Source organism: Methanorbis rubei (assembly GCF_032714495.1).
Classification (GTDB): domain Archaea; phylum Halobacteriota; class Methanomicrobia; order Methanomicrobiales; family Methanocorpusculaceae; genus Methanocorpusculum; species Methanocorpusculum rubei.
The window spans coordinates 1-20102 of record NZ_JAWDKB010000007.1 but is presented as its reverse complement, the minus strand read 5'-3'; the positions used below and the strand labels follow the sequence as shown (position 1 = coordinate 20102).

Here is a 20102-nt window from a genome sequence, read left to right as displayed (position 1 = left end):
CCACAAGCATGTGTTCCATGGGCGGAGCTACGACTAACGTTAGTTGTCAGTAAACAAATAAGTAGAGCAAATACCCGTAAAACAGAATATAAAATTATTATGCGGTCTCTGAAGAATCCGCATCAAGAGCAGCATAAATCCGCTCGGTAAGCTCCTTAATCATCTTCACCGAAGTGCTGAACATAGCTTCCTCGGTCGGAGACAAGCGAACGCCGATAGGAAACACTCCCCCTCGAGTGATTCTCGTTGGAACACTGATGCAAACGCCGTCATGCCCGAAAATTTCGCGCCGGATCTGCGTTGAAACCGTCAGCATGCGGTTCTCATCCTCAACAATCGTTCGGACAAGCGTGGCAACAGCATCACCAGGACCAAAAACGGTCGCACCTTTTGCTTTGATAATATACGTGCCGCTGTTTTTCACCCGCTCAATCATCTCATCGCGCGGCAGCTTCGCAATACCAATCATATTATCGATCTGAATACCGCCGACAGTCGTTGCCGACCACATGGGAACCATCGTATCGCCGTGCTCGCCAATGATACGGGTGTGAACCTCACTCACATGCACATTAAAGAACTCGGCAAGGCATGCTTTCAGACGCATTGAATCCAGATGCGTGCCAAGACCAAACACACGGTGCGGCATCATTCCCGAATATTTCAGGGCAACGGAGGTCATAATATCCACCGGATTGGTCACCACAAGAAGAATCGCATCAGGTGCCATGCGGCCAACCTGCTCAGCAAAGTGGCGCACAATCTTGGCATTTTCCAGTGCAAGATCCAGTCTGGACTGATCAGGTTTCCTTGGAACCCCGGATGTTAGAACAACAATGTCAGAACCACGCAGCTCTTTGGGATTTGTCCCAAACGTAACTCTCGTGTTCGTCCCTCGTGCGGCAAACGAGTCCATCATATCATGCGCTAGTCCGTCAAGATACTGCTCATTACCAGGTCTGCCGTAGAGGCACATTTCCTGAACATGCGGAAACTGCGATACAGCATGGGCTGCGTATGAACCAACCTGACCGGTTGCACCAATGATAGTCACTTTTGCCATGAAGAAATGCCTCGTAAAAGTAAAAGATGGGACACGTTATCGGTTGAAAGCGCACATCCAGCCTCTCTGACATACCCCTTCTCCGCCCCGCAACCCCGTGGGCGCCATGCGTTCACAGTAGGTCTGCTCCCTTCCGGGCCTGAACCGGTGCCCACGACGAGATGAGAGCACATCCCTCCGGATGTGCCCGTCATCGCCGCTGACCTCACAGGACGAGGTATCAACGTCAGAATATGCCGCGTCAGTTGGACTGCCACAGCCGTCCTCAAACTTCGTCCCCTGCATATTGGCTGTTTCAGGTTACAGGTGACGCCAAGCCACCCGGACTAGTCCCATATATAATGAGTCGCTCACCGGTTAAAATGATGTAGGATGCGCAACTGAACGGGAGAAAGAAAAATACAACAGACATCCCCAAGAAATGGGCCCGGAGGGGTTCGAACCCACGACCACCCGGTTATGAGCCGGGCGCTCCACCACTAAGCTACAGGCCCAATGCTACTGGCAGATAATACAGAAAATGGGAATGCAGACGAATCTGCTTCCCGAAAGAAATTTGTTCCCTTGCAGAAGAACACATTATATTCGACATACATCTACTTAAACCTGTTCGTCGGTTGATCATTCGGCAAATAATTCTGAATATATGCAAATTGCCCGCGAAAAACACCGCTTCACACCGAACAGTTCGCAGTTCATGCCAATTTCAGAAGCACTTCCAACAACCCAGTAGTTCTACAGGAATACACTTCGTCAGAAAATGTCATGGATACGAGAAACAGGCGCAGACAAAACCAGAATGACAAAGACAGAAATATTTCATGAAAAAAAACACTGAACAGAAAAACAAAAGAAGCGCCGCCAACAGGACTCGAACCTGTGACATGCTGGTTAACAGCCAGCCACTCTACCAACTGAGTTATGGCGGCAATCGAACACATTACGAAGGTATTTCGCACGTGTCTTGCCTAAATACATAGGCAACCTGTTGTATTAAAGATTATGATTTGGAGATGGTTTTATCCTGATGAAGAACCGCAAGCTGCCGAATCAGACCCTCAAGCTCCTCATCAAAATGTTCAAGCATCTCATATGCCTTCGGCGTTGCAACAGCGCCCGCAGGAGTTGCCTTGATGTACTGCATCTGCTCAAGAACCCGCAGAGAATAGCGTATCCGATGCTGGGGCTGACTGAGTTCTTCGGTGAGTTTCATAATACCAATCGGTCCGGTTCTGGCAACAACCCGCATAACCGACAGATGGCGCTCAAGCAGCTCCACTTCTCCTTTGATTTTGCTCAGCATGATATCATCAATCCTGTTTATCTTTGCTTTCTTCTTCTCGCATCTCGGCTTCCAGTTCCGCGCGAATCCGTGCACGGTACTCGTCGTCCTCTTTCTTTGCGATGGCAAGCCGTTCCTCTTTGGTTGTTCCGTGAACTTGCAGCCATGCTCTGGTTGCTTTGTAGCGGGGAACAAAAATTAGAACAGATACAGCGCAAATGAGAGCGGCAGCGACAACAACCGGCAGTTTGAACCAGTAACTGTCATCAATTATTGCCCACACGCAGACAGCAACAGCAGCGGAGAAGATGATGACGTTGAGGAGAACAACGAGGATAGTAAATTTCCCCTTAAACATCATCTGTTCTTTATCGTCCATTAGTATGTACATCGGTGTCCGAGCAATAAATACTACATCTCTCTACAACAGATCTGTAGATGAACTATGAGAGATCTGGCAGATGCCCTAACCGAAAAAAACTGTGATGCATACGTCGTCTATGACTCGTCGGAAAACGCAGACATGCGATATTTGGCAGGATTTTTGACATCGGACCCCTACATCTACATTTATTCGAAAGAAGGAGAGGGAACAGTAATTGTTTCATCGATGGAGGAACTGCGTGCGCGCAGAGAGACAACATGCAACGTGGTAACAAGGAGCGCGGCAGGACTCCCTGATCTCCTGAAAGAGTATCAGGATGCAGAAGTTGCAACCGCACACATGATCGGAAACTTTGCCGGAAAAAAACTCCTTGTCCCCTCCTCCATGCCGGTGGGTTTTGCCCAGACCCTGATGAGTGTTGCAGACGTTATCGTTGACCGGGGAACGGTTGCAGGAATGCGGACGGTGAAGTCCTCAGATGAAATCGCACTGATACGCGAAGTGCAGAAAAGAAACGAAGAGGCCACCCGCTGTGCGGTGGATCTTATCAGAAAGTCAGAGGTCGGAGAGGACAAAGGACTGATATTTGAGGATGAGCCCGTGACTTCGGAGAAGGTCAGGGATGTGATTGCAGCATCCCTTCGTCCCTGGAAGTGCGAGGAGCGCGACACCATCATCTCGTGCGGGACCGACACGGCAATGCCGCACTGCCTGGGAACCGGGCAGCTGTATGCAAACCAACCGATTGTTATGGATGTGTTTCCCCGCAGTCTGGCAAACGGATACTTTGCCGACATGGCAAGAACGATTTCAAAAGGTGCCCCGCGTGAAGAGATTGTGCAGATGTATGCGGTCGTGCATGAAGCAAAAGAGCTGGCAGCAGAGATGCTTGCTCCCGGAATTTCGGGAGCAGATGTGCACAAGGCAGTGGTGGACTTTTTTGCCGAGAGAGGATATGTAACCGCAGGCTCGTCAGGATTTATTCACAGCCTCGGACACGGCGTGGGTCTTGAGATTCATGAAGGGCCATCGTTGTCACTTGCGGGCGGCATTCTTGAGCCGGGAAACGTTGTAACCATCGAACCAGGCCTCTACTACCCGGGTGTGGGGGGAGTACGGCTTGAGGATATGGGGGTAATTACAGAGAACGGATTTGACAGGTTTACTAACTTCGACGAACAATTAATAGTATGAATGATGCCGAGCTGGACAACTATCTGGAAGCAGGGAGAGTTGCAAAGCAGGTGCTGCACAGCTGTGCAGCAGAGATAAAACCCGGGGTTCTGATGGGCGATATTTTTGATATGGTTGTTGAACAAATCGAGTCAGCGGGTGCGATGCTGTCGTTTCCGCCAAATATTTCCTTAAACGAGGTTGCGGCCCATGACTCGCCGTCGCCTGTCGATGAGCGAACCTTCATCGAAGGCGATCTGGTGAAGCTGGATATTGGTACCCACATCGATGGATATATTGCAGATACGGCGATGACGGTGGATCTTGGCGGCGATCACGGGAAGCTGTGCGAGGCTGCGCAGGCAGCGCTCGAAGCAGCTATCAACGTTGTGATGCCCGAAGTTGTGGTGAGCGAGATTGGTGCGGCAGTGGAAGCAGCGATTACTTCGTACGGGTTCAAGCCGATTTTGAATCTGACCGGTCATGGTGTGGCGAGATATGATCTGCATCACGGCCCCTCAATTCCAAACACCGGCATGTTCGGCTCAGCAGTTCTGCGCGAGGGTAATGTTGTGGCAATAGAGCCCTTCGCAACGACCGGGACCGGCATGGTGCATGAGACACCAAGGGCGGAAATTTATCAGGTGGTAGCAGACGGGTCCGTGCGGTCGCCAACTGCGCGAAAGATTATGAAGCGTGCCGAGGTTATGCAGGGCCTGCCGTTCTCCCGCAGATGGCTGAATGTGCCAAAGGCTGACCTTGCACTGCCGTCGCTTCTTCGACAGGGAAATATGTATGTGTATCACTGCTTATCAGACACGCCGGGGAGTTTTGTTGCCCAGTTTGAGCATACGATTATTGTTTCTGAAGAAGGACCGGTTGTAACAACCAGATAATTTTTTTTTGAGATTTTTCAGTGGAGGGTCTTGAGTTCTGCCTCCCACGGAAAAACGGAACGCATGCCTTCGGCCTGCGTTCCGTGTTTTCCGTGGGCTGAAATGCGACCAATCCCTGAAATTTTTCTTGACTACCAATGTATTCGAAGTTTACCAGAAGGTTTTATAATTTTGCGTCCAATCTTGAGGTAAGTCTATACAGGTCGTGATAACGGTGACAGACGAGAATGTTGTGGTTGTTGAACAGGGTTCGTCTGAGGCGCAGAAGATTGCAAAAGCTATGTCTTCCCCGACTTCAGCAGATCTGTTCAATGCCCTTTCCGATTGCCCGATGAGTGCAACAGCTTTGGCAGAGCGAAGCAGCCTTCCTTTGACGACCGTAAAATATCATCTGGAAAATATGCTGTCGGCAGGTCTGATTGAGGTCACGGATACCCGCTGGAGCGCAAAAGGCCGCGAGATGAAGATCTATGCGGTAAAGGATCAGGTAGTAATTATTGCTCCGAAGAAGAAGGTGGATGTTCGGGGAATTGTGGAACGTTATGGTGTTGCCGCAGGAGCGCTGGCAATTATCTGTGCTCTGGGGCTGGCGATTCCGTCAACACTTCTCGGCTTTATTCAGCCGGCACCACCTCACGGAGGACTGCCTATGGTTGCCAAGAGCGGGGCAGTAGTAATGGACGTCGGTCAGCCGACTCTGCTTACAGCATCGCCGACAGAGATGATGACTGACGCGGCGAACTCTGCAATACCGCTCTGGATTCATGATGCGGTGACCGTTTTCTTTGTTGCAGGGGTCGTGATTCTTGCGCTGATGATGGTGTATGAGGTTTACTCGCTCAAGCGGGGAGCCTGATTTTTCTTTTTTTGCTGAAAATAGGAGTTACGCGGTGATGAATTTCATCGTCCTGAGATTTTTCTGTCCTTGGCCTCACTTGGAGTAAACACGATTCACATGCCTACGGCCTGCTCCCCGCTTCGCACGCCGTTCCGTCGTGCTCACTGCTTCGCAGCTTCGCGGGAATGCACAGAGCACACAGAACACATAGAAAAAAAAACATCACGGAATCCGAAAACATTTCATTTCCGTGATGTTTTTCTGTGAGATTTCCGTGTGTTCCTGCGAAACAGTAAGCAGGCCGAAGGCATGTGTTCCGTTTTTCCGTGGGCGGAACAACAAATAATGCCGAACAGTGTTCACCAATAAACGAATTTATGGGCAAAGCCGGATTGTAAAAAAGAGTTATTTTTTCGAGCCTGCGGCGTTCACCACAGTTGCAAGACTCTCAGCAATTTCTGCGAGAATTTCCACCGGCAGTCCGGCGACCATCTCTTCGTCAGCGATGCCCGAGAACTTGCGCGAGCCGTCGCATCCGAGGGAGAAGTTGGGTTTTCCGCTGAGGAGAGGGTAAGCTGTTGCATCAGAACACACGGACTGGATGCCGGAGAACTGCGGATAAATTCTGCCGCCGAGCCGGAAGAGCACAGTCTGGGCAAGTTTGAGCATTGCTTTGGGTTTGGCAAAGATCAACACAACGTTTGGAGCGAACTCTGCTTTTTCCAGCGGAGCATAGATGGTTGCATAGGTTTCCTGCGGAAGATTTGGAACGCTTTCCATGGTTCTGCGGCTCGAAGAGATGGATTCGTACTTGCCGAGACGGAAATAATGCTCGCCGGTTCTCAGAGACTCGCTTTTGCTGCGGAATCCCAGCGCCCATGCGCCGCCGCCGCACTGATGCTTGGCATCAGTTGCGTAGAACACCTGGCCTTCGCGGGCGAGGGAGATCATTTTACAGTGACGGACGGTCTCTTCGATTTCTTTGATGTTTGACGGAATCTGATCAGGCGAGGTCGCGATCCTGACCGCGACCGGTGAGCCGGTAAGATCCAGATTATCCTTGAGAACAGCGGAAATCGCTGCGAAATCAGGGTTTGATTTCATTCCTTCCATGCATGAACATAGGCGGGACTGTTATATAATCATTCCTCATTTTCTTGGGGTGTTCGTTAGGGGGGACAGTGATTTTCTATCAGAATAACCACGGAATGCACGGAGAACACAGAGCTTCACGGAAAAAATGAAATCGCATGCCTTTGGCCTGCTCATTGCTTCGCAAAAATGCACGGAGAACGCCTGCGGCGCCGGAATGCACGGAAGAATCTAAGGGTATTTATGTTCCGTGCATTCCGGCGCCGCAGGCGTTCTCCGTGCATTTTTTCCGTGAAGCTCCGTGAAATTTCAGTGCATTCCGTGGTTGCTCCAAGCAAAACCAAGGACAAAAAAAAACGAGCGAGCACCCGCAATAAACCCCATACGAATATACAAACACACCCACAACCAAAAAAAAATCAGAGAAGGCGGAGCTTCTGCTCAACCTTCTCAAAGAAACTCCGGCCAACATTCAGAAACAGCGCAGGCTCAAGCGACTTGCGCACCACAAGCGTCGCCTCCTCGCCCAAATCAATCTGCATCTGCCCGTCAAGAACCAGCTGCGCAGGCTTACTGCTCACCAGCCGCACCTCAATCTCACTCTGCGACGAGATCAGATACGGACGCGAAGACAGCATATACGGAGCAAGCGGCACCAGCACAAACGCCTCAATCAAAGGATCCACAATAGGGCCGCCCGCACTCATCGCATACGCGGTTGAGCCCGTAGGCGTTCCAATAATCAGACCGTCCGCACGAAACTCGCCAACCTTACTTCCGTTAACAAACGTCGCGAACTGAAGCATCTTCGCAGGCCGCGACGTCACCACAACAGCCTCATTCAAAGCTGAACCAAGCAGCTTCCCGTCCTGCTCAATAGAAAGACGCATGCGCGGCTCAACCGCAAGCGGCAGCGTAAGATTTGAAAGAACAGCGCATGCATGCTCCCGCTCAAGATCCGTAAGAAAACCAACCCTACCCTGATTCACCCCGACGACCGGAATCTGGCGGGCCAGCATCCGCACCACCCGAAGCACACTGCCATCACCCCCAAGCACCACAACAAGATCCGCAGAAAAATCAGGAGAGGAAAGAGAGACTCCCTCGTATCCAAGTTCTGACGCCACCGAATCCTCATACACCACCTCGTGCCCGCTGTCAAGCAGCATCCACCCAAGCGACTGGGCATTTTCGATTGGTTCCTTGAGATCAATCCTGGAAACAACACAGACCTTCATCATGACCTCAGATACTCAATCACCTTTCGGTGAATCACGCGGTTCGTCGCAACAAGACAGGTTCCTGAAACAACATTATCAGCAAACACCACCGGACTCCCGTCCGGCAGAGACACGCGGCCGCCTGCCTCCTGACAAATCAAAATACCTGCCGCAGCATCAGTCACCCGAAGCGTGTTGCGCATATCCACAAACCCGTCAAGCCTCCCGCAGGCAACATAACACAGCTCAAGAGCAGATGCTCCAAGTAGCCGCCAGCGCCGGATCTTGTGGCCAAGTTCCATCATCCGGGTCATGTCAAATTTTTTTGCATACACGCTCATCGCAGAGTGATCCAGCATGGTTTCCGTTGATACCTGAATCGGCTCGCCGTTCAGATACGCACCCTCTCCACGAATTGCGGTGAACCGCTCGCCGTTCGAGAGATTCATCACATACCCTGCGATCATCTTCTCGCCGTCGGATAAGGCGATAGAGAGAGCATAAAACGGAATGCCGGCGACCGCATTAAACGTGCCGTCAACCGGATCAAGATATGCAATTCCTGATTCACCGCCGATATCCACCATCCCGGCCTCCTCGGAAAGAAGCGAACAACAGATCTTCTTCTCCCGAAAGTACGTGAACACAATATCCTCGGCAATCTGATCGATGCGCTCGGTCGGTGTGTTGTCAGCGCCGATACAAAGTTCTTCGCCGCCGTAGGCAGTCCCAATCAGCGGAGCAAGCTCTTTGGACATGATTGTTCCCACTTCATCGCATGCAGACAGAAACTGAAACGGCGTTACCATAGATATATTGGTATTAGTGCGGCACCCTCATGAAATCAGCGGTGGGTGAAACAGATATCTGAAACGCGAAGAACGCGAATAAAAAATCGCCAAAGGCGATTTTTAGAATTTCATCAAGATTACTTATTTTTCTGCATATCAATCGGTGAAAAATACAAATTATCTTTTGAAAAATCGCCATTGGCGATTTTTTATTCGCGCTATTCGCGCTATTCGCGTTTTTTCCTCCACACATCCCCCACACATCACCAACGAGCATGAATATCAGCTTTCCAGCAATCAGTGTCGGAACACTCATAAGCAATTACCTCGCATAATTAGTCAGAGTTAATTATGAAGGAACAGACAGAAGTTGGCAAGCTCAAGGAAGGCCGCTACGTTGTTGTTGACGACGAGCCGTGCAAGATTCAGAGCATCTCTATCTCCAAGCCGGGAAAGCATGGAGCAGCAAAAGCAAGACTCGACGTTGTCGGTCTCTTTGACGGACAGAAACGCTCAGTCGTTTCCCCGACGTCCTCGACCGTTTACGCACCCATCGTGGAGCGCAAGACCGGCCAGATTTTAACGATCGCAGGAAACGTTGTGACGTTCATGGATATGAAAGACTTCAACAACTTCGAGCTTGTTGTCGATGATGAAATTGTCGCAACCTTCCAGCCGGCTCAGGAAGTTCCTTACATCGAATCCCTTGGCAAGCGCAAGCTTGACCGATAAGACTGCACAATACCACCCATGCAGTCTTTTTCCAACACTCTTTTCGCAGATGCAGACGCTACGTATCAGGACGCCCGGTATGTGATCTTTGGCGTTCCGTTTGATGCAACTACGACGTTTAAAGCCGGGGCACGTGATGCACCGCTCGCAATTCGGGCAGCATCATACAATGTGGAGACTTATCTGCCGTTCCATGATGTGGAGATGCCGGAGATTTTGTTCCATGATATGGGGGATATGTACTGCGACTGCGTTCCCGACCTTGTCTGCGGACAAGTGGAGGACGCGGTCTCTGATCTGCTGAAGGATGAGAAGATTCCGGTTATGATCGGCGGCGAGCACTCGCTCACCATCGGCGCGGTGCGGGCGGTTGCGCCGAAGTGGTATGTTGTCTGCGATGCGCATCTGGATATGCTTGAGGAGTTCCGCGGGTCCCGGTTTAATCATGACTGTGTTACGGCGCGAGTTTCTGAAAACGTGGAAAACATTGTGATCATTGGTCCCCGGAGCGGGACACGGGATGAGTTTGCCGAGGCACGCGAGAGATTCCATCTCTACACGGCTGATGATGTGCTCGAACGCGGAATGCGGTCGGTTCTGGATGAGGTCGGGCAGATGATCGGCGAGGATTCGGTGTATCTTTCAATAGATGCAGACGCCATCGACTGCTGTATGACGCCGGGCCTTGGAACGCCTGAGCCGTTCGGGCTGACGCCGGTGGACGTGCGGTCAGTGATCAGACGATTTGCGAAGAATGCGGTTGGTTTTGATTATGTTGAGGTTCTGCCAAACGATTCCGGCCAGACCGCGGTTGTTGCGGCGCACCTGATCCGCGAGTTCATTGCAGGGCATTACTGCGCTCATACCGAATAATTTTTTTTTTATTTTTTTGTGGCTTTGCCTGCTTCGCCCACGATTCGCATGCTCTCGGCCTGCTCACTGCTCCGCCCACGGAAAAACGGAACACACTGAATATCTCAGAAAAACATCACGGAGCAGACGTGAACATCACAGAATCCGAAAAAAATTCATTGCCGTGATGTTCACGCCTCTCTGTGATGTTTTTTTCGGTGAAGTTTCCGTGTGTTCTGTTTTTCCGTGGGCGGAGCTACGATGAATGTTAGCTAGTAATAAACGAATTTATTGGCAACACCTCAGTAACCACAACGTATTTAGGATCTTACTTCCTATTTCTGATCACTACTTTGTATTACAAAGTAGCTTGCAATACACAATAGGCAGAAGAACAATGTTTGACAAAACGCAGCTGATGAAAGGAACGCTTGAAGGATGCATTCTGAAGATCATCGGCCATGAAACCACCTACGGGTACGAGATTATGGAGAAACTGATCCATTACGGATTTACTGACGTCAGGGAGGGAACCATTTATCCTCTTCTGGTGCGGCTTGAGAAAAAAAATCTCATCGAGTCCGAGTACCGGATTTCGCCCCTTGGTCCGAGCAGAAAATACTATCATCTCACCAAAACCGGCAGTGAAACTGCGGCAGAGTTTGTTCTTGCCTGGCAGGAGATTTCGCAGGCCACAGGCCGCATACTTACCGAGGAAAAATAACATGTCAAAATTATCACAACTCAGAAAAGAAAACAATGCACTGGAAAAAGAACTGACAAGAGAGAACAGCAGTCTGATCACGCGAATGTATTTTTACCTGACCGCGTCTGCCTTAACAGACCTTGAGGTGGAGACCATTCGAAAGGATCTGACCGGCATGGCACTTGAGGCGCAGGAGCGAAATGATTCGTTTGCAGAGGTAATCGGTGAGGATTACACCCTGTTCTGCAACGAGCTGATCGCAAACGGTAGAAAAAAGACCCCGCTGACCAAGGTTCTGGATGTTGTCGAACTTCTGCTCTACACCGGAATCGCGCTGCTGATAGCAACAATTTTTCTGAACGGCACGCTGCCCGGAACGGCGATGATGGTAACTCCGGCATTCTTTGTATCGATTCTGTTTGGTATTGTCTGCGGGACCGCGGTTATGTGGTTTCTTTCCCGAGTTGTCTGGGGACTGCCGGGAGAACATGTATGGAGAAACCGGATTCTCGGCTACGGCGGAGTGGTTGTTGTGCTTGCAGGATTTCTTCTGCTCTACAGCTTCCTGCCAACAACAGAACTGTTCACCATCGATCCTTATGTTGTTCTGGTGATCGGGGTTGTGATTCTGATCGGGGTTATTCTGATCCGAAGACGGCAGAACTGAATTCATACTTTTTTTCGGCTTTGCCTGCTCCGCCCACGGAAAAACGGAACACACTGAACATCGCAGAAAACATCACGGAGCAAACGTGAACGTCACAGAAATGAATTGTTTCGGATTCAGTGATGTTCACGCCTCTCTGTGATGTTTTTTTCTGTGAAGCTGCGAAGCAGTGAGCACGACGGAACGGCGTGCGAATAGTGGGAAGCAGGAATTAATAGACAAAACCACAAAAAAGAAAAAAATTGGTTTGGTGTGTTTGGGGATATGATATTCACACAAACGTCAGCAGAGTATTTCCTGCCGCATCGTTGAGGTAGAGTCTGCCGTCAACGACTCTGTAGTCAGCAACTTTGCCGAGAGCCGCATAATATGCAGACTCAGCATTCATCGCAGCTTCCGGCCCTGCCATAAGGGTGGTGATAACATCGCTGAGGATAAGGCTGTCAGGGGTCTCGGTGTAGCTGCCGGAGTAGGAGTTGACCGGAGCATGTCCGTTGAAGGTGCCTTCGGACGTGAAGGTGAGGGTAACAGCGTTGTCGTCAGCAAGGAGCCACTCGTTCACGAGCCCGTGTTTTTCCATGCCGGGCAGGGCTTTTGCAGAGATAGGGCCTGCGTTGACCGGTCTGACAAAGGTCAGGATGGTGTTGCCGTCGGCGTCAAGCAGGTCAAGGGTGGTTGAACCGTACTTGTAACCGGTGGCGTTCGCAAGAGCTGCGAAGTATGCGGACTCAGCGTTCATCGCGACTTCAGGTCCTGCCATCTTGGTGGAACCGATCGGGCCGAAGCTGATGGTGGTGCCGGTGATGGTTACGTTGCCGAAGTAAGAGTTAACCGGAGCTTTGCCGCTGACCTCGCCGAATGTGTCGAAGTCGATGGTTACGTTTTTGTCGGTGGAGAGCGTCCAGCTGCCGGTGATGGTGATGCCAATTTCGACAATATTTTCCCTGAAGGTCAGGAGAGTGCTGCCGGAGGCGTCCATGAGGACGAGGTTTCCGTTAGTGATTTTGTAGCTGGTTGTGTTGGCGAGCGCTTTGAAGTAGGCAGACTCTGCGTTCATTGCGTCTGTCGGCCCTGCCATCAGTGTGGAGATGACGTTGCCGAACTGGATGCCGTTGGTTCCGGTGACATACCATGCGCCTGAGTAGAAGTTGACCGGAGCGTTGCCGTTGAATATGCCGTTGGCGAACTCAAGGGTGACGTTTTTGTCGTCGGCAAGAATCCATGAGGTTTTGTCAAGGGTTACGGCAGGCATTGCTGCGAACGTGAGAAGAACTGCGCCAGCAGAGTCGGTCAGGATGAGGTTGCCGTCAGCAACTTTGTAACCGGTAACGTTGGCAAGGGCTGCAAGGTATGCCTGTTCCTGTGCCATCATCTCTTCGGATCCTGCCATTCTGGTGGTGCCGAGCGTGACGAAGCTGATTTTTCCGTTGGCTGCGTCGATGGTGGCAGTGCCGAAGTACTGGTTTACGCCGCTGTTGCCGGAGACGTTGGTGCCAGCTATCTGAAGGTCGATGACACCCATCGGGTGGTCTGGGGTCGCGTTGGATCCGAAATCGGTGAGGATCCATTTGCCCTCAGGGGACTGAGATGCAGGGGCTGTTATGCAGCCTGCTGCAAAGACGAGTCCGCCTACGAGTATGAGGGCGAGTAACACAAGTCCTGTGCGTTTCATATCTTATCGTTGGTCTGTAGAGATTAAAAGGGTAGCTTTAACTACAATTTTTTTCTCAGTTATATGAGGTTGGTTTTCAAAATGAAATGAAATTTCAGGAAATTCCCTATGACGTACCTGATGAGAGAACGAGGGGCAATGTGGATGAGGAGGATTTCGGGAGAGGGAGGAAGGGGAGTTGTTTGCAGAATTGATATGTGATATTGGACTGAGCGGTTCGCGCAAAAAATAAGGTTGGGATTTTACTCCCGATCTTCATCAGCAGTTGCCCGATGAGTTCTGTCAAGCCACCCGCCCCGCTCTGATTCTAATGTGAGCTGTTTCCGCCCGTAACGGGCGGCACAGCCCACAGAATCAAACCGGCTCGGCATCTCTCGTCCCTTCGGGACTCGTTCTCACGGTTAAGCAGGAAAAACGAATTTTAAAAAAATAGATCGAGATTTTACTCCCGATTTTCATCAGCAGTTGTCCGATGAGTTCTGTCAAGCCACCGGTCGTTCCAGGCGTAAATGGGTCCTGCGAGGATGAGGACAGCGCCGGTAATGCCTTGGGCAGCAATGCCGATGATGAGGATGGTGGTGATGGTGTCCATGATTGTTTCTCCGTTTCGTTGTGTAGTCAGTTTTCAAATAATCTCAATCAACCGTGAGACCGAGTCCCGAAGGGACGAGAGATGCCGAGCCGGTTTAATTCTATGGGGCTGCGGGCCAAAGGCCCGCAGTCCCATATTAGAATTGAAGCGGGGCGGTTAGTTTAGGTTGGTGATTGTATCCGCCCATGCCTCGGCTCTGGCGAGGATGGCATCATCTCCGTAAGAGCTGATCTTAAGCTCCCCTCTGTTGAAGGCGAGGTAATAGGTCTCGCCGGTCGGGTCGCGGAGTCTGAGTTTGACGTACCAGTTATCTTTGGTATTGTTGCGGTCGGCGATGGTGTTCTCACCAAACGCAGTGCTGATGGCAGTGTCTGCAAGAATATCTGCGATCACGCTGTCATAGGTATCACGGGTCGGGGCGGTGACAACAATGGTGCCGAGAACTTTCCCAAGCGGGTTGAGGTAGGCGATCGTTGCTTTGTAGTACGCTTCGGTGGTGGTGATGCCGCCTGCGATTGTGCCGAGAGGATTGGTCTCGTCTTTGAGTGCGGCGATGTTTGCATCAAACGCGGCGGCATTGGTGATGGGCACCGTGAAGACGCGTTTTGCGGCTTTCTGAATAGAGGTGGGGGTGAAGTCGAGTGGCATTTCAGTTGTTTCCTTTTGTTTTTTGTGTGGAGTTTTTGGTGTTACAGGAGCGGCCGCTTTGCAACAGAAGAGTATTAGTTGTGATCAGTAATCAATGCGAGTTCGCGGGCGTTTTTCGACAGAAGTGAGAAAATTTAGGGAAAAAGACAGAACAATCAACAGATTACAGATTCGCATCAATAAGCGGTTTTATATCAATAGGACTTACGCGGTATGAAATAACATAAGAAAAAAAGGGATTCTTTGTCCTTGATTTTATTTGGGGCAACCACGTATCGCAGGCCAAAGGCATGCGATACGTGGTTACTTCAAGCGAGACCACCTACAGAAAAATCCCAAACAATGAAACTCATCACCGCGTAAGTCCTATTCAAAAAAAAATTGTTTTTTACCGGTATCGGCAGATAATCCCGCGCAGTGTGCTGTTTTGATGGCGGGCATATGTGTGTACCCATTTCCAGATAGGAATTACATGAAAAGTATCTGGATCATCATATTTTGCGCAGAATTATCTATGGCCGCCAGTACTGCCTCAGGCAGCCTTTGAGTTCGGTTTGGCAGTGACGAGTGGCCTCACCATGAGACCAAATGTACTCTCAATGTAATATCATCCGTTGCTTAAATAATCTTGCGGAGTGGAAAAGAGAAGTTGTTTTTCTCTCGCACCCCGAAGACGGTTTTTCGTCTTATGGAGACCTCCTTCTCATCAGTACACCAGCCGCGAACAGCCCAATAACCACACCGAACACCGGAGCAGGAGCCTCCCTCCCCGCTTCGATTCTAATGTGGGACGGCTTCCGCCCGTAATGGGCGGAGCAGCCCACAGAATCAACCCGGCTCGGATTCACTCGCATACCTATGGCTTGCTTGGTTCCCCTGCAAGCAGGGTCGTAATCACATACCATTCCGCCGTGTTCACTGCTTCGCAGCTTCGCAGTTTCGCGTAAATAACGCAAATGAAACAACGCCAGCAGTGATTTTTGAGGGTTTTCTGAAGATATTTACCGACATATGCCCAGAAGACGACAAGAGTGCACATCGATCAGTAATCCAAACGAAGAGATTCACACGGATCGCACATAGGGGATCAGTGTGAATCTGTCGGATATTATACAGCGCTCTTAGTGATAGAGCGTGATATTTCGGGTGACACGATCTTCTTTCATGTCCCAGCGGTTACTGTGTTCTTTGTCGAGATACCAGTCGGCTGTTCTGAGAAGTTCGGGTAGTTTTTTCGGATCGATTTTTTTCCCATGCCAGATTCTGATGCGATACTTTTCGATACCTTCCGCTGTATGAACAAGGAAGATTACGGTGTGGCGGAGGAGATAGATCAGGAACAGGAGGAACAGCAGCAACAGTAGGAGGATAATGAAGAACACCCCGTTATTTTCGGTACCAGATTTGCTGTCGTCATCAATCTCAATCGGCGGTGAGATGGTGACGTCCGTAATTGTTGGTGCGGCGGTGGGCTGCATGGTTGGTACCGGAGGCTCTGTTGTCGGTTCTACTGACGGGGTTACAACTGGAGTTGCGGTGCTGATCCACTTCGCATACAGCGTCATGTCGCCAGGAATTGCATCCTCGCTGAAGATCCAGAGAATCGTGCATGCCTCATCCTTGTGCCAGCCTGAGAAAGTGTAACCATCTTTAGTTGGTTCACTGGGCTTTGGAACGCGGTCACCGTAGGAAAGATACGTTGCCGGTTGTACAAAACTGCCGCCTTTGGAATCGAAGAGGACACGGAACGCGTTTTCCATGTTGCCGTCAGAAGAATCTGAAGGCCCCGGGGGAACCGGGCCCGGGCCGCCGCTCGGATCATAGGCAAGAATCAGTGGAGATGCATCGGTGAAAGTGGCGGTGAACGTGTACCAATCATTGCCATGATAACTCTGAGTTGTGGGTATCTTCGTTACCTTACCGTCCTTGTCAACATGGAAAACAAATATTTTCCGGTAATCCATGCCCTCAAACTCGCCGACATCCAGAATGCCAAACGTCATCAGCAGGGTTGGAGTGCCAACATATCTGCTGTAGTTGGTGTAATCCACCGTAACCATGCCGATGTAGACAGCTGTAGTGGGAAGTTTGTCTCTCGCCTCATCGTTTATTTCGGTTGAGATAAACGGAATTGCAGTCCCGTTCAGAAGTCTGGAGAGATTTTCTGCTCCGGTTGGATTTCCTTCAACTGTCAGATAAAACCGACCAACTTCGAAAACCCTCAGTGAAACCGGAGAATAGATCATCTCTACTTTGGGGATCTCGCCGGAGACATTTGGCTGAATCTGGTTTCCATATACCTCTACCCCGCCCGGATAGGTCAATGTGAAGTTTACGGCAACCACACCAGATATCTCGGGAACGGTGATGTTTACTGTGTTTCCAATCAGTTCTATGTCCCCCGCACTGACATCGATGCAGCCGCAGGCATCATTAACCGTTCCGCCCGGCGAATGTATCGGTTCGACTGAGATGATGCCGTAATAGCCGTCCATGACCGGAGTATCGCTCATAATGTGATTCGCCAGATACGTGGGAGTAACATCTTTCAGCAGAACTCCCGCGGCAGCATCAGTACATTTGTAGTAACCGCCGTTGAGGTTGAAGGTGCCGACGACAGGAGTTGTATCGCCGGAGTAATGAGTGTTCTCGATCACTGCTGTCTTTCCGGAAAGCTTCGCGGTATCTGAAACGATCACGTTGATCGTATCGTTAGAGGCTTTGATACCGCCCTTTCCATCCCCATTGCGGACATAGTTGCGGATCGCTGCACCATTCGTGCTGATGAGCTCTGTGCTGGTTCCACCAACCGTCAACTCAATATCTGCTGTGTATGCATCCGGTTTTGAAACGAGAACAATAGCCGAGCCGTCACTGATTGGGTTTGCAGGAACCGCTGATAAGGGCGGATAATTGTTACTGCCGGTTGCATGAATTTTGCCGCCGGTGATTTCTGCCTTGCCTGAGCGTATCTCAATACCCGCAGTCTTGCCGGTGATGGCAACTCCGTCTGCAACGGTAAGCGTGCCGTCATCCGCAGTCATGTAAACCGCCGTAGAGTTCGATGAGGTGAAAGTTCCGCCGTTGAGGATGATGGTTGGGTTTGCATAACTCGGGCTTACAGCTCCGTTCTCAGAGATGACAATTCCGTTGCTGGAGAATGTTCCAGAGTTTATCGTTAATGTGCTGTTCTTTCCAGCAAGGAAGAGACATGACTTGAAACCGTCAGAACTTGTACCTGAGGTGGAAATTCCACCTCCGTTTCCGTTGATGGTCAGCGTTTTCTCGCTCACACTGATGAATGCGGTATCACCAGCAGATGAGGCTCTCTGAGCGGTGATGGTGTGACCATTCAGATCGAGGGTTACGTCATTGGTGATAGAAAGCCGGTTGGCACTCGTGTAGGGAGCGTAATCGAAACTCTCCATCAGTTTGTAACTGCCGGATTTGGAGATGGTAAGCGTCCAGCCATTGACGGCGTCACCGCCCCATGCAACACCATCCTGACTTAAACCGGGATAGAGAAGAATTTCGCCGCTTTCATTCTGGAATATGCCGCCGATATCACTTGTGGCGGTACCATACTGATAGCTTCTGAGTGCTCCGTTGAACCGAACAGTATCTGCAATAGTTACGGTGGTTTTTCCTGGATCATCAGGATTTTTGCGGATGTAATTATGCAGTGCATCTGCGGTGGGACCGTCGACGACGGTGTTGCCCAGAAGTTTCAGATTGACATCACCTTTGTATGCAGCACTCTTTTTCTGCACTACAACAGCCGATCCGTCATCTGCAGATCCGTCTACGTCGTTCCATCGCGGGCTACTCTGACCCGAAACAGTGATCTCGGTATCGGTGATGGTAACATTACCGGATGCGACGCATACTCCACCAAGACCTCCGTTGATTTTCGCACCGGTAATGGTCACGTTGCTCCCTTGTGCAGGGATATAGATCGCTGTGTCTGGTGTGGTGAGGGTCACATCCTGGCCGATGGTGATGGTTGGGTCATTCCACTCTCCGTTGGCATTTGTGGAGACAACAAAATATTTTGCCTCAAACGAACCTGCGTTCAGGGTGAGAGTGCTGGCGTTTCGCACGAAAAATAAGTATCCATTTGGTACTTTTATTCCACCATTTCCGAGTGAGTCCTGAATGGTGAGTGATCCTTTTTTGTTTGCGGTATCATTGCCGATGACAAGTGCACTATTTGTAATTCCCGAAAAAGTGAGCGTCTTGCCGTTCAGATCAAGTACAGGATTTGCATTTTCAATGATCAGTGAGGATGTGCCTGCATCGGTGAAAGAGTCGCCAAGTGTTACATTGTTGCCGACAGTGAGATTGGATCGCAGTTCTTCTGCTGTTGTAACGACATTCCATCCTTCTGCACTGACAGCTCCCGCCATCAGCAAGAATATTAGTAAAAGAGAGGTAGTTGCAAGCCAGAGATATTTTGTAGTATTTTTTCCTTCAGAAGCGGCAGCCGCAGCCATAGTGCGGTCTGGGTCTTCTCTTCGTTCAGGAGCTTTGACCGCGAGTACACCACCGCGTCCAAGTTCTCCTGCCTCGGTTTTGGGACATTGTGTCCCGCATGTTCGTAAAAGCATGTGATTCCTCCTCAGGAGAGATGAGCTTGCAGAAACAGCAGAGTTTCTCAAAATCAGGTCATGTAATCCTAAGACATTTGTACGTGGTTTTTGAGAGAAAATAAAACTTGCCCGGGTTATTCGCGAGAATAATTATTCCGTTCTACTCATTCTGAGCTTTATTTTCAAGCAGACCTAATGTATGACCATAAAATCCGGATTGAAGACCTCTCGCAGATTCTTTTTCGAGAGATTGCTGATCAGAATTGATCAAAAACCACATATTCGCCATAAATTACTGATCAAAAAACTCTCGAAACGTATTTTCAAATTCGCATGAAATACAACCGAGCCATTGGGTCTGCGAGGTTCGTGCGCGGTTTTACCCAGACTTGACACCAAGTCCTGAGCAGAAAAAAGAAGAGTGGTTACTCTCTTACGAGAGTCGCCTTCTGATCAGCAGACCAGCTGCGAACAGCCCGACAACCATGCCGAACACCGGAGCAGATGCTTGGGTCATGGTCGACGAGACTTTTGTTGTTTGGAGTGAAACGCGAATAAAAAATCGCCAATGGCGATTTTTCAAAAGATAAAGAAAATTATCAGCATATTTTTGAATAACCAGATGCATCCAAAAAATAATCCTTGAATACTATCCTGAAAATTTTTATTCCGAGAAGCGGTGAGCAGGCCGAAGGCATGCGATTCGCGCTATTCGCGTTTCATTTCAAACAAAATTCACAAAAGCTCCCCGCTCTTCAAAAAAACATTACAAAACAATCAATCAAAAGGAAGGGGGTGCAGCGTTGAATAGTTCCCGAGAACTCGCGTATCTCAGTACAGTATCCGACGTAAGAGAGCTTAACTGCCGGGTTCGGAATGGGTCCGGGTGGAACCTCTCTGCTAT

General features: G+C 50.1%; 18 protein-coding genes, 2 tRNA genes, 1 rRNA gene and 1 other RNA gene. 7 read left to right on the top strand and 15 right to left on the bottom strand.

Features of this window, described 5'->3' with window-relative positions; genetic code table 11:
• Positions 1 to 97: 97 nt before the first annotated feature.
• The 6 genes from McpCs1_RS08035 to McpCs1_RS08010 all read right to left on the bottom strand — a co-directional run bounded on the left by McpCs1_RS08035 (position 98) and on the right by McpCs1_RS08010 (position 2724).
• The gene (locus tag McpCs1_RS08035) at positions 98 to 1063 is read right to left on the bottom strand and encodes a malate dehydrogenase (RefSeq protein ID WP_338096739.1); all 966 of its coding nucleotides are present in this window, start codon (positions 1061 to 1063) and stop codon (positions 98 to 100) included.
• A 25-nt stretch (positions 1064 to 1088) separates the two neighbouring features.
• An RNA gene (gene ffs, locus McpCs1_RS08030) (signal recognition particle sRNA) lies at positions 1089 to 1400 on the bottom strand.
• 85 nt (positions 1401 to 1485) lie between these two features.
• Positions 1486 to 1557, bottom strand: a tRNA-Ile gene (locus McpCs1_RS08025).
• 362 nt (positions 1558 to 1919) lie between these two features.
• Positions 1920 to 1992: transfer RNA gene (locus McpCs1_RS08020), tRNA-Asn, on the bottom strand.
• Positions 1993 to 2063: 71 nt separating this feature from the next.
• Positions 2064 to 2366, bottom strand: a complete 303-nt coding sequence (locus tag McpCs1_RS08015) for a hypothetical protein (RefSeq protein WP_338096738.1) — start codon at positions 2364 to 2366, stop codon at positions 2064 to 2066.
• Between the two features lie 7 nt (positions 2367 to 2373).
• A complete protein-coding gene (locus McpCs1_RS08010) occupies positions 2374 to 2724 on the bottom strand; it encodes a hypothetical protein (RefSeq protein ID WP_338096737.1) in 351 nt (116 codons plus the stop codon).
• Between the two features lie 66 nt (positions 2725 to 2790).
• Here McpCs1_RS08010 and McpCs1_RS08005 point away from each other — a divergent pair, with 66 nt between their 5' ends.
• From McpCs1_RS08005 to McpCs1_RS07995, 3 genes are all read left to right on the top strand, one after another.
• Positions 2791 to 3924, top strand: a complete 1134-nt coding sequence (locus McpCs1_RS08005) for a M24 family metallopeptidase (protein WP_338096736.1) — start codon at positions 2791 to 2793, stop codon at positions 3922 to 3924.
• Positions 3921 to 4799 carry a type II methionyl aminopeptidase gene (gene map, locus McpCs1_RS08000; protein ID WP_338096735.1) on the top strand — a complete coding sequence of 293 codons (879 nt, stop codon included), beginning with the start codon at positions 3921 to 3923 and terminating at the stop codon, positions 4797 to 4799. Before McpCs1_RS08005 ends, map begins: the two co-directional genes overlap by 4 nt.
• Positions 4800 to 5004: 205 nt before the next feature.
• A complete protein-coding gene (locus McpCs1_RS07995; RefSeq protein WP_338096734.1) occupies positions 5005 to 5655 on the top strand; it encodes an ArsR/SmtB family transcription factor in 651 nt (216 codons plus the stop codon).
• 387 nt (positions 5656 to 6042) lie between these two features.
• On the opposite strand, the gene McpCs1_RS07990 is transcribed toward McpCs1_RS07995, so the two are convergent.
• The 4 genes from McpCs1_RS07990 to McpCs1_RS07975 all read right to left on the bottom strand — a co-directional run bounded on the left by McpCs1_RS07990 (position 6043) and on the right by McpCs1_RS07975 (position 9056).
• A complete protein-coding gene (locus tag McpCs1_RS07990; protein ID WP_338096733.1) occupies positions 6043 to 6750 on the bottom strand; it encodes a DUF169 domain-containing protein in 708 nt (235 codons plus the stop codon).
• Between the two features lie 398 nt (positions 6751 to 7148).
• Positions 7149 to 7967 (bottom strand): NAD(+)/NADH kinase, encoded by an 819-nt coding sequence (locus McpCs1_RS07985; RefSeq protein ID WP_338096864.1) that lies wholly within the window; start codon positions 7965 to 7967, stop codon positions 7149 to 7151.
• Positions 7967 to 8758: a bifunctional fructose-bisphosphatase/inositol-phosphate phosphatase gene (locus McpCs1_RS07980; RefSeq protein WP_338096732.1), complete on the bottom strand. Its 792-nt coding sequence runs from the start codon at positions 8756 to 8758 to the stop codon at positions 7967 to 7969. Before McpCs1_RS07980 ends, McpCs1_RS07985 begins: the two co-directional genes overlap by 1 nt.
• A gap of 13 nt (positions 8759 to 8771) precedes the next feature.
• Entirely contained in the window at positions 8772 to 9056 is a 285-nt protein-coding gene (locus McpCs1_RS07975; protein ID WP_338096731.1) for a hypothetical protein, read from the bottom strand.
• Between the two features lie 35 nt (positions 9057 to 9091).
• Between McpCs1_RS07975 and McpCs1_RS07970 the strand changes: the two genes are divergently transcribed.
• The 4 genes from McpCs1_RS07970 to McpCs1_RS07955 all read left to right on the top strand — a co-directional run bounded on the left by McpCs1_RS07970 (position 9092) and on the right by McpCs1_RS07955 (position 11697).
• On the top strand, positions 9092 to 9472 hold the full coding sequence (locus McpCs1_RS07970) for a translation initiation factor IF-5A (RefSeq protein WP_338096730.1): 381 nt from the start codon (positions 9092 to 9094) through the stop codon (positions 9470 to 9472).
• Between the two features lie 18 nt (positions 9473 to 9490).
• Positions 9491 to 10345 (top strand): agmatinase, encoded by an 855-nt coding sequence (speB, locus tag McpCs1_RS07965; protein ID WP_338096729.1) that lies wholly within the window; start codon positions 9491 to 9493, stop codon positions 10343 to 10345.
• Between the two features lie 376 nt (positions 10346 to 10721).
• The gene (locus tag McpCs1_RS07960; RefSeq protein WP_338096728.1) at positions 10722 to 11048 is read left to right on the top strand and encodes a PadR family transcriptional regulator; all 327 of its coding nucleotides are present in this window, start codon (positions 10722 to 10724) and stop codon (positions 11046 to 11048) included.
• 1 nt (position 11049) lies between these two features.
• Positions 11050 to 11697 (top strand): DUF1129 domain-containing protein, encoded by a 648-nt coding sequence (locus McpCs1_RS07955; RefSeq protein WP_338096727.1) that lies wholly within the window; start codon positions 11050 to 11052, stop codon positions 11695 to 11697.
• A 271-nt stretch (positions 11698 to 11968) separates the two neighbouring features.
• On the opposite strand, the gene McpCs1_RS07950 is transcribed toward McpCs1_RS07955, so the two are convergent.
• The 5 genes from McpCs1_RS07950 to rrf form a co-directional block, all read right to left on the bottom strand.
• The gene (locus McpCs1_RS07950) at positions 11969 to 13369 is read right to left on the bottom strand and encodes an META domain-containing protein (protein ID WP_338096726.1); all 1401 of its coding nucleotides are present in this window, start codon (positions 13367 to 13369) and stop codon (positions 11969 to 11971) included.
• A gap of 442 nt (positions 13370 to 13811) precedes the next feature.
• Positions 13812 to 13961: a hypothetical protein gene (locus tag McpCs1_RS07945; protein ID WP_338096725.1), complete on the bottom strand. Its 150-nt coding sequence runs from the start codon at positions 13959 to 13961 to the stop codon at positions 13812 to 13814.
• 156 nt (positions 13962 to 14117) lie between these two features.
• Positions 14118 to 14609: a hypothetical protein gene (locus McpCs1_RS07940; RefSeq protein ID WP_338096724.1), complete on the bottom strand. Its 492-nt coding sequence runs from the start codon at positions 14607 to 14609 to the stop codon at positions 14118 to 14120.
• A gap of 1121 nt (positions 14610 to 15730) precedes the next feature.
• Positions 15731 to 19216, bottom strand: a complete 3486-nt coding sequence (locus tag McpCs1_RS07935; RefSeq protein ID WP_338096723.1) for an InlB B-repeat-containing protein — start codon at positions 19214 to 19216, stop codon at positions 15731 to 15733.
• Between the two features lie 774 nt (positions 19217 to 19990).
• A 5S ribosomal RNA gene (gene rrf, locus McpCs1_RS07930) occupies positions 19991 to 20102 on the bottom strand; the annotation flags it as partial.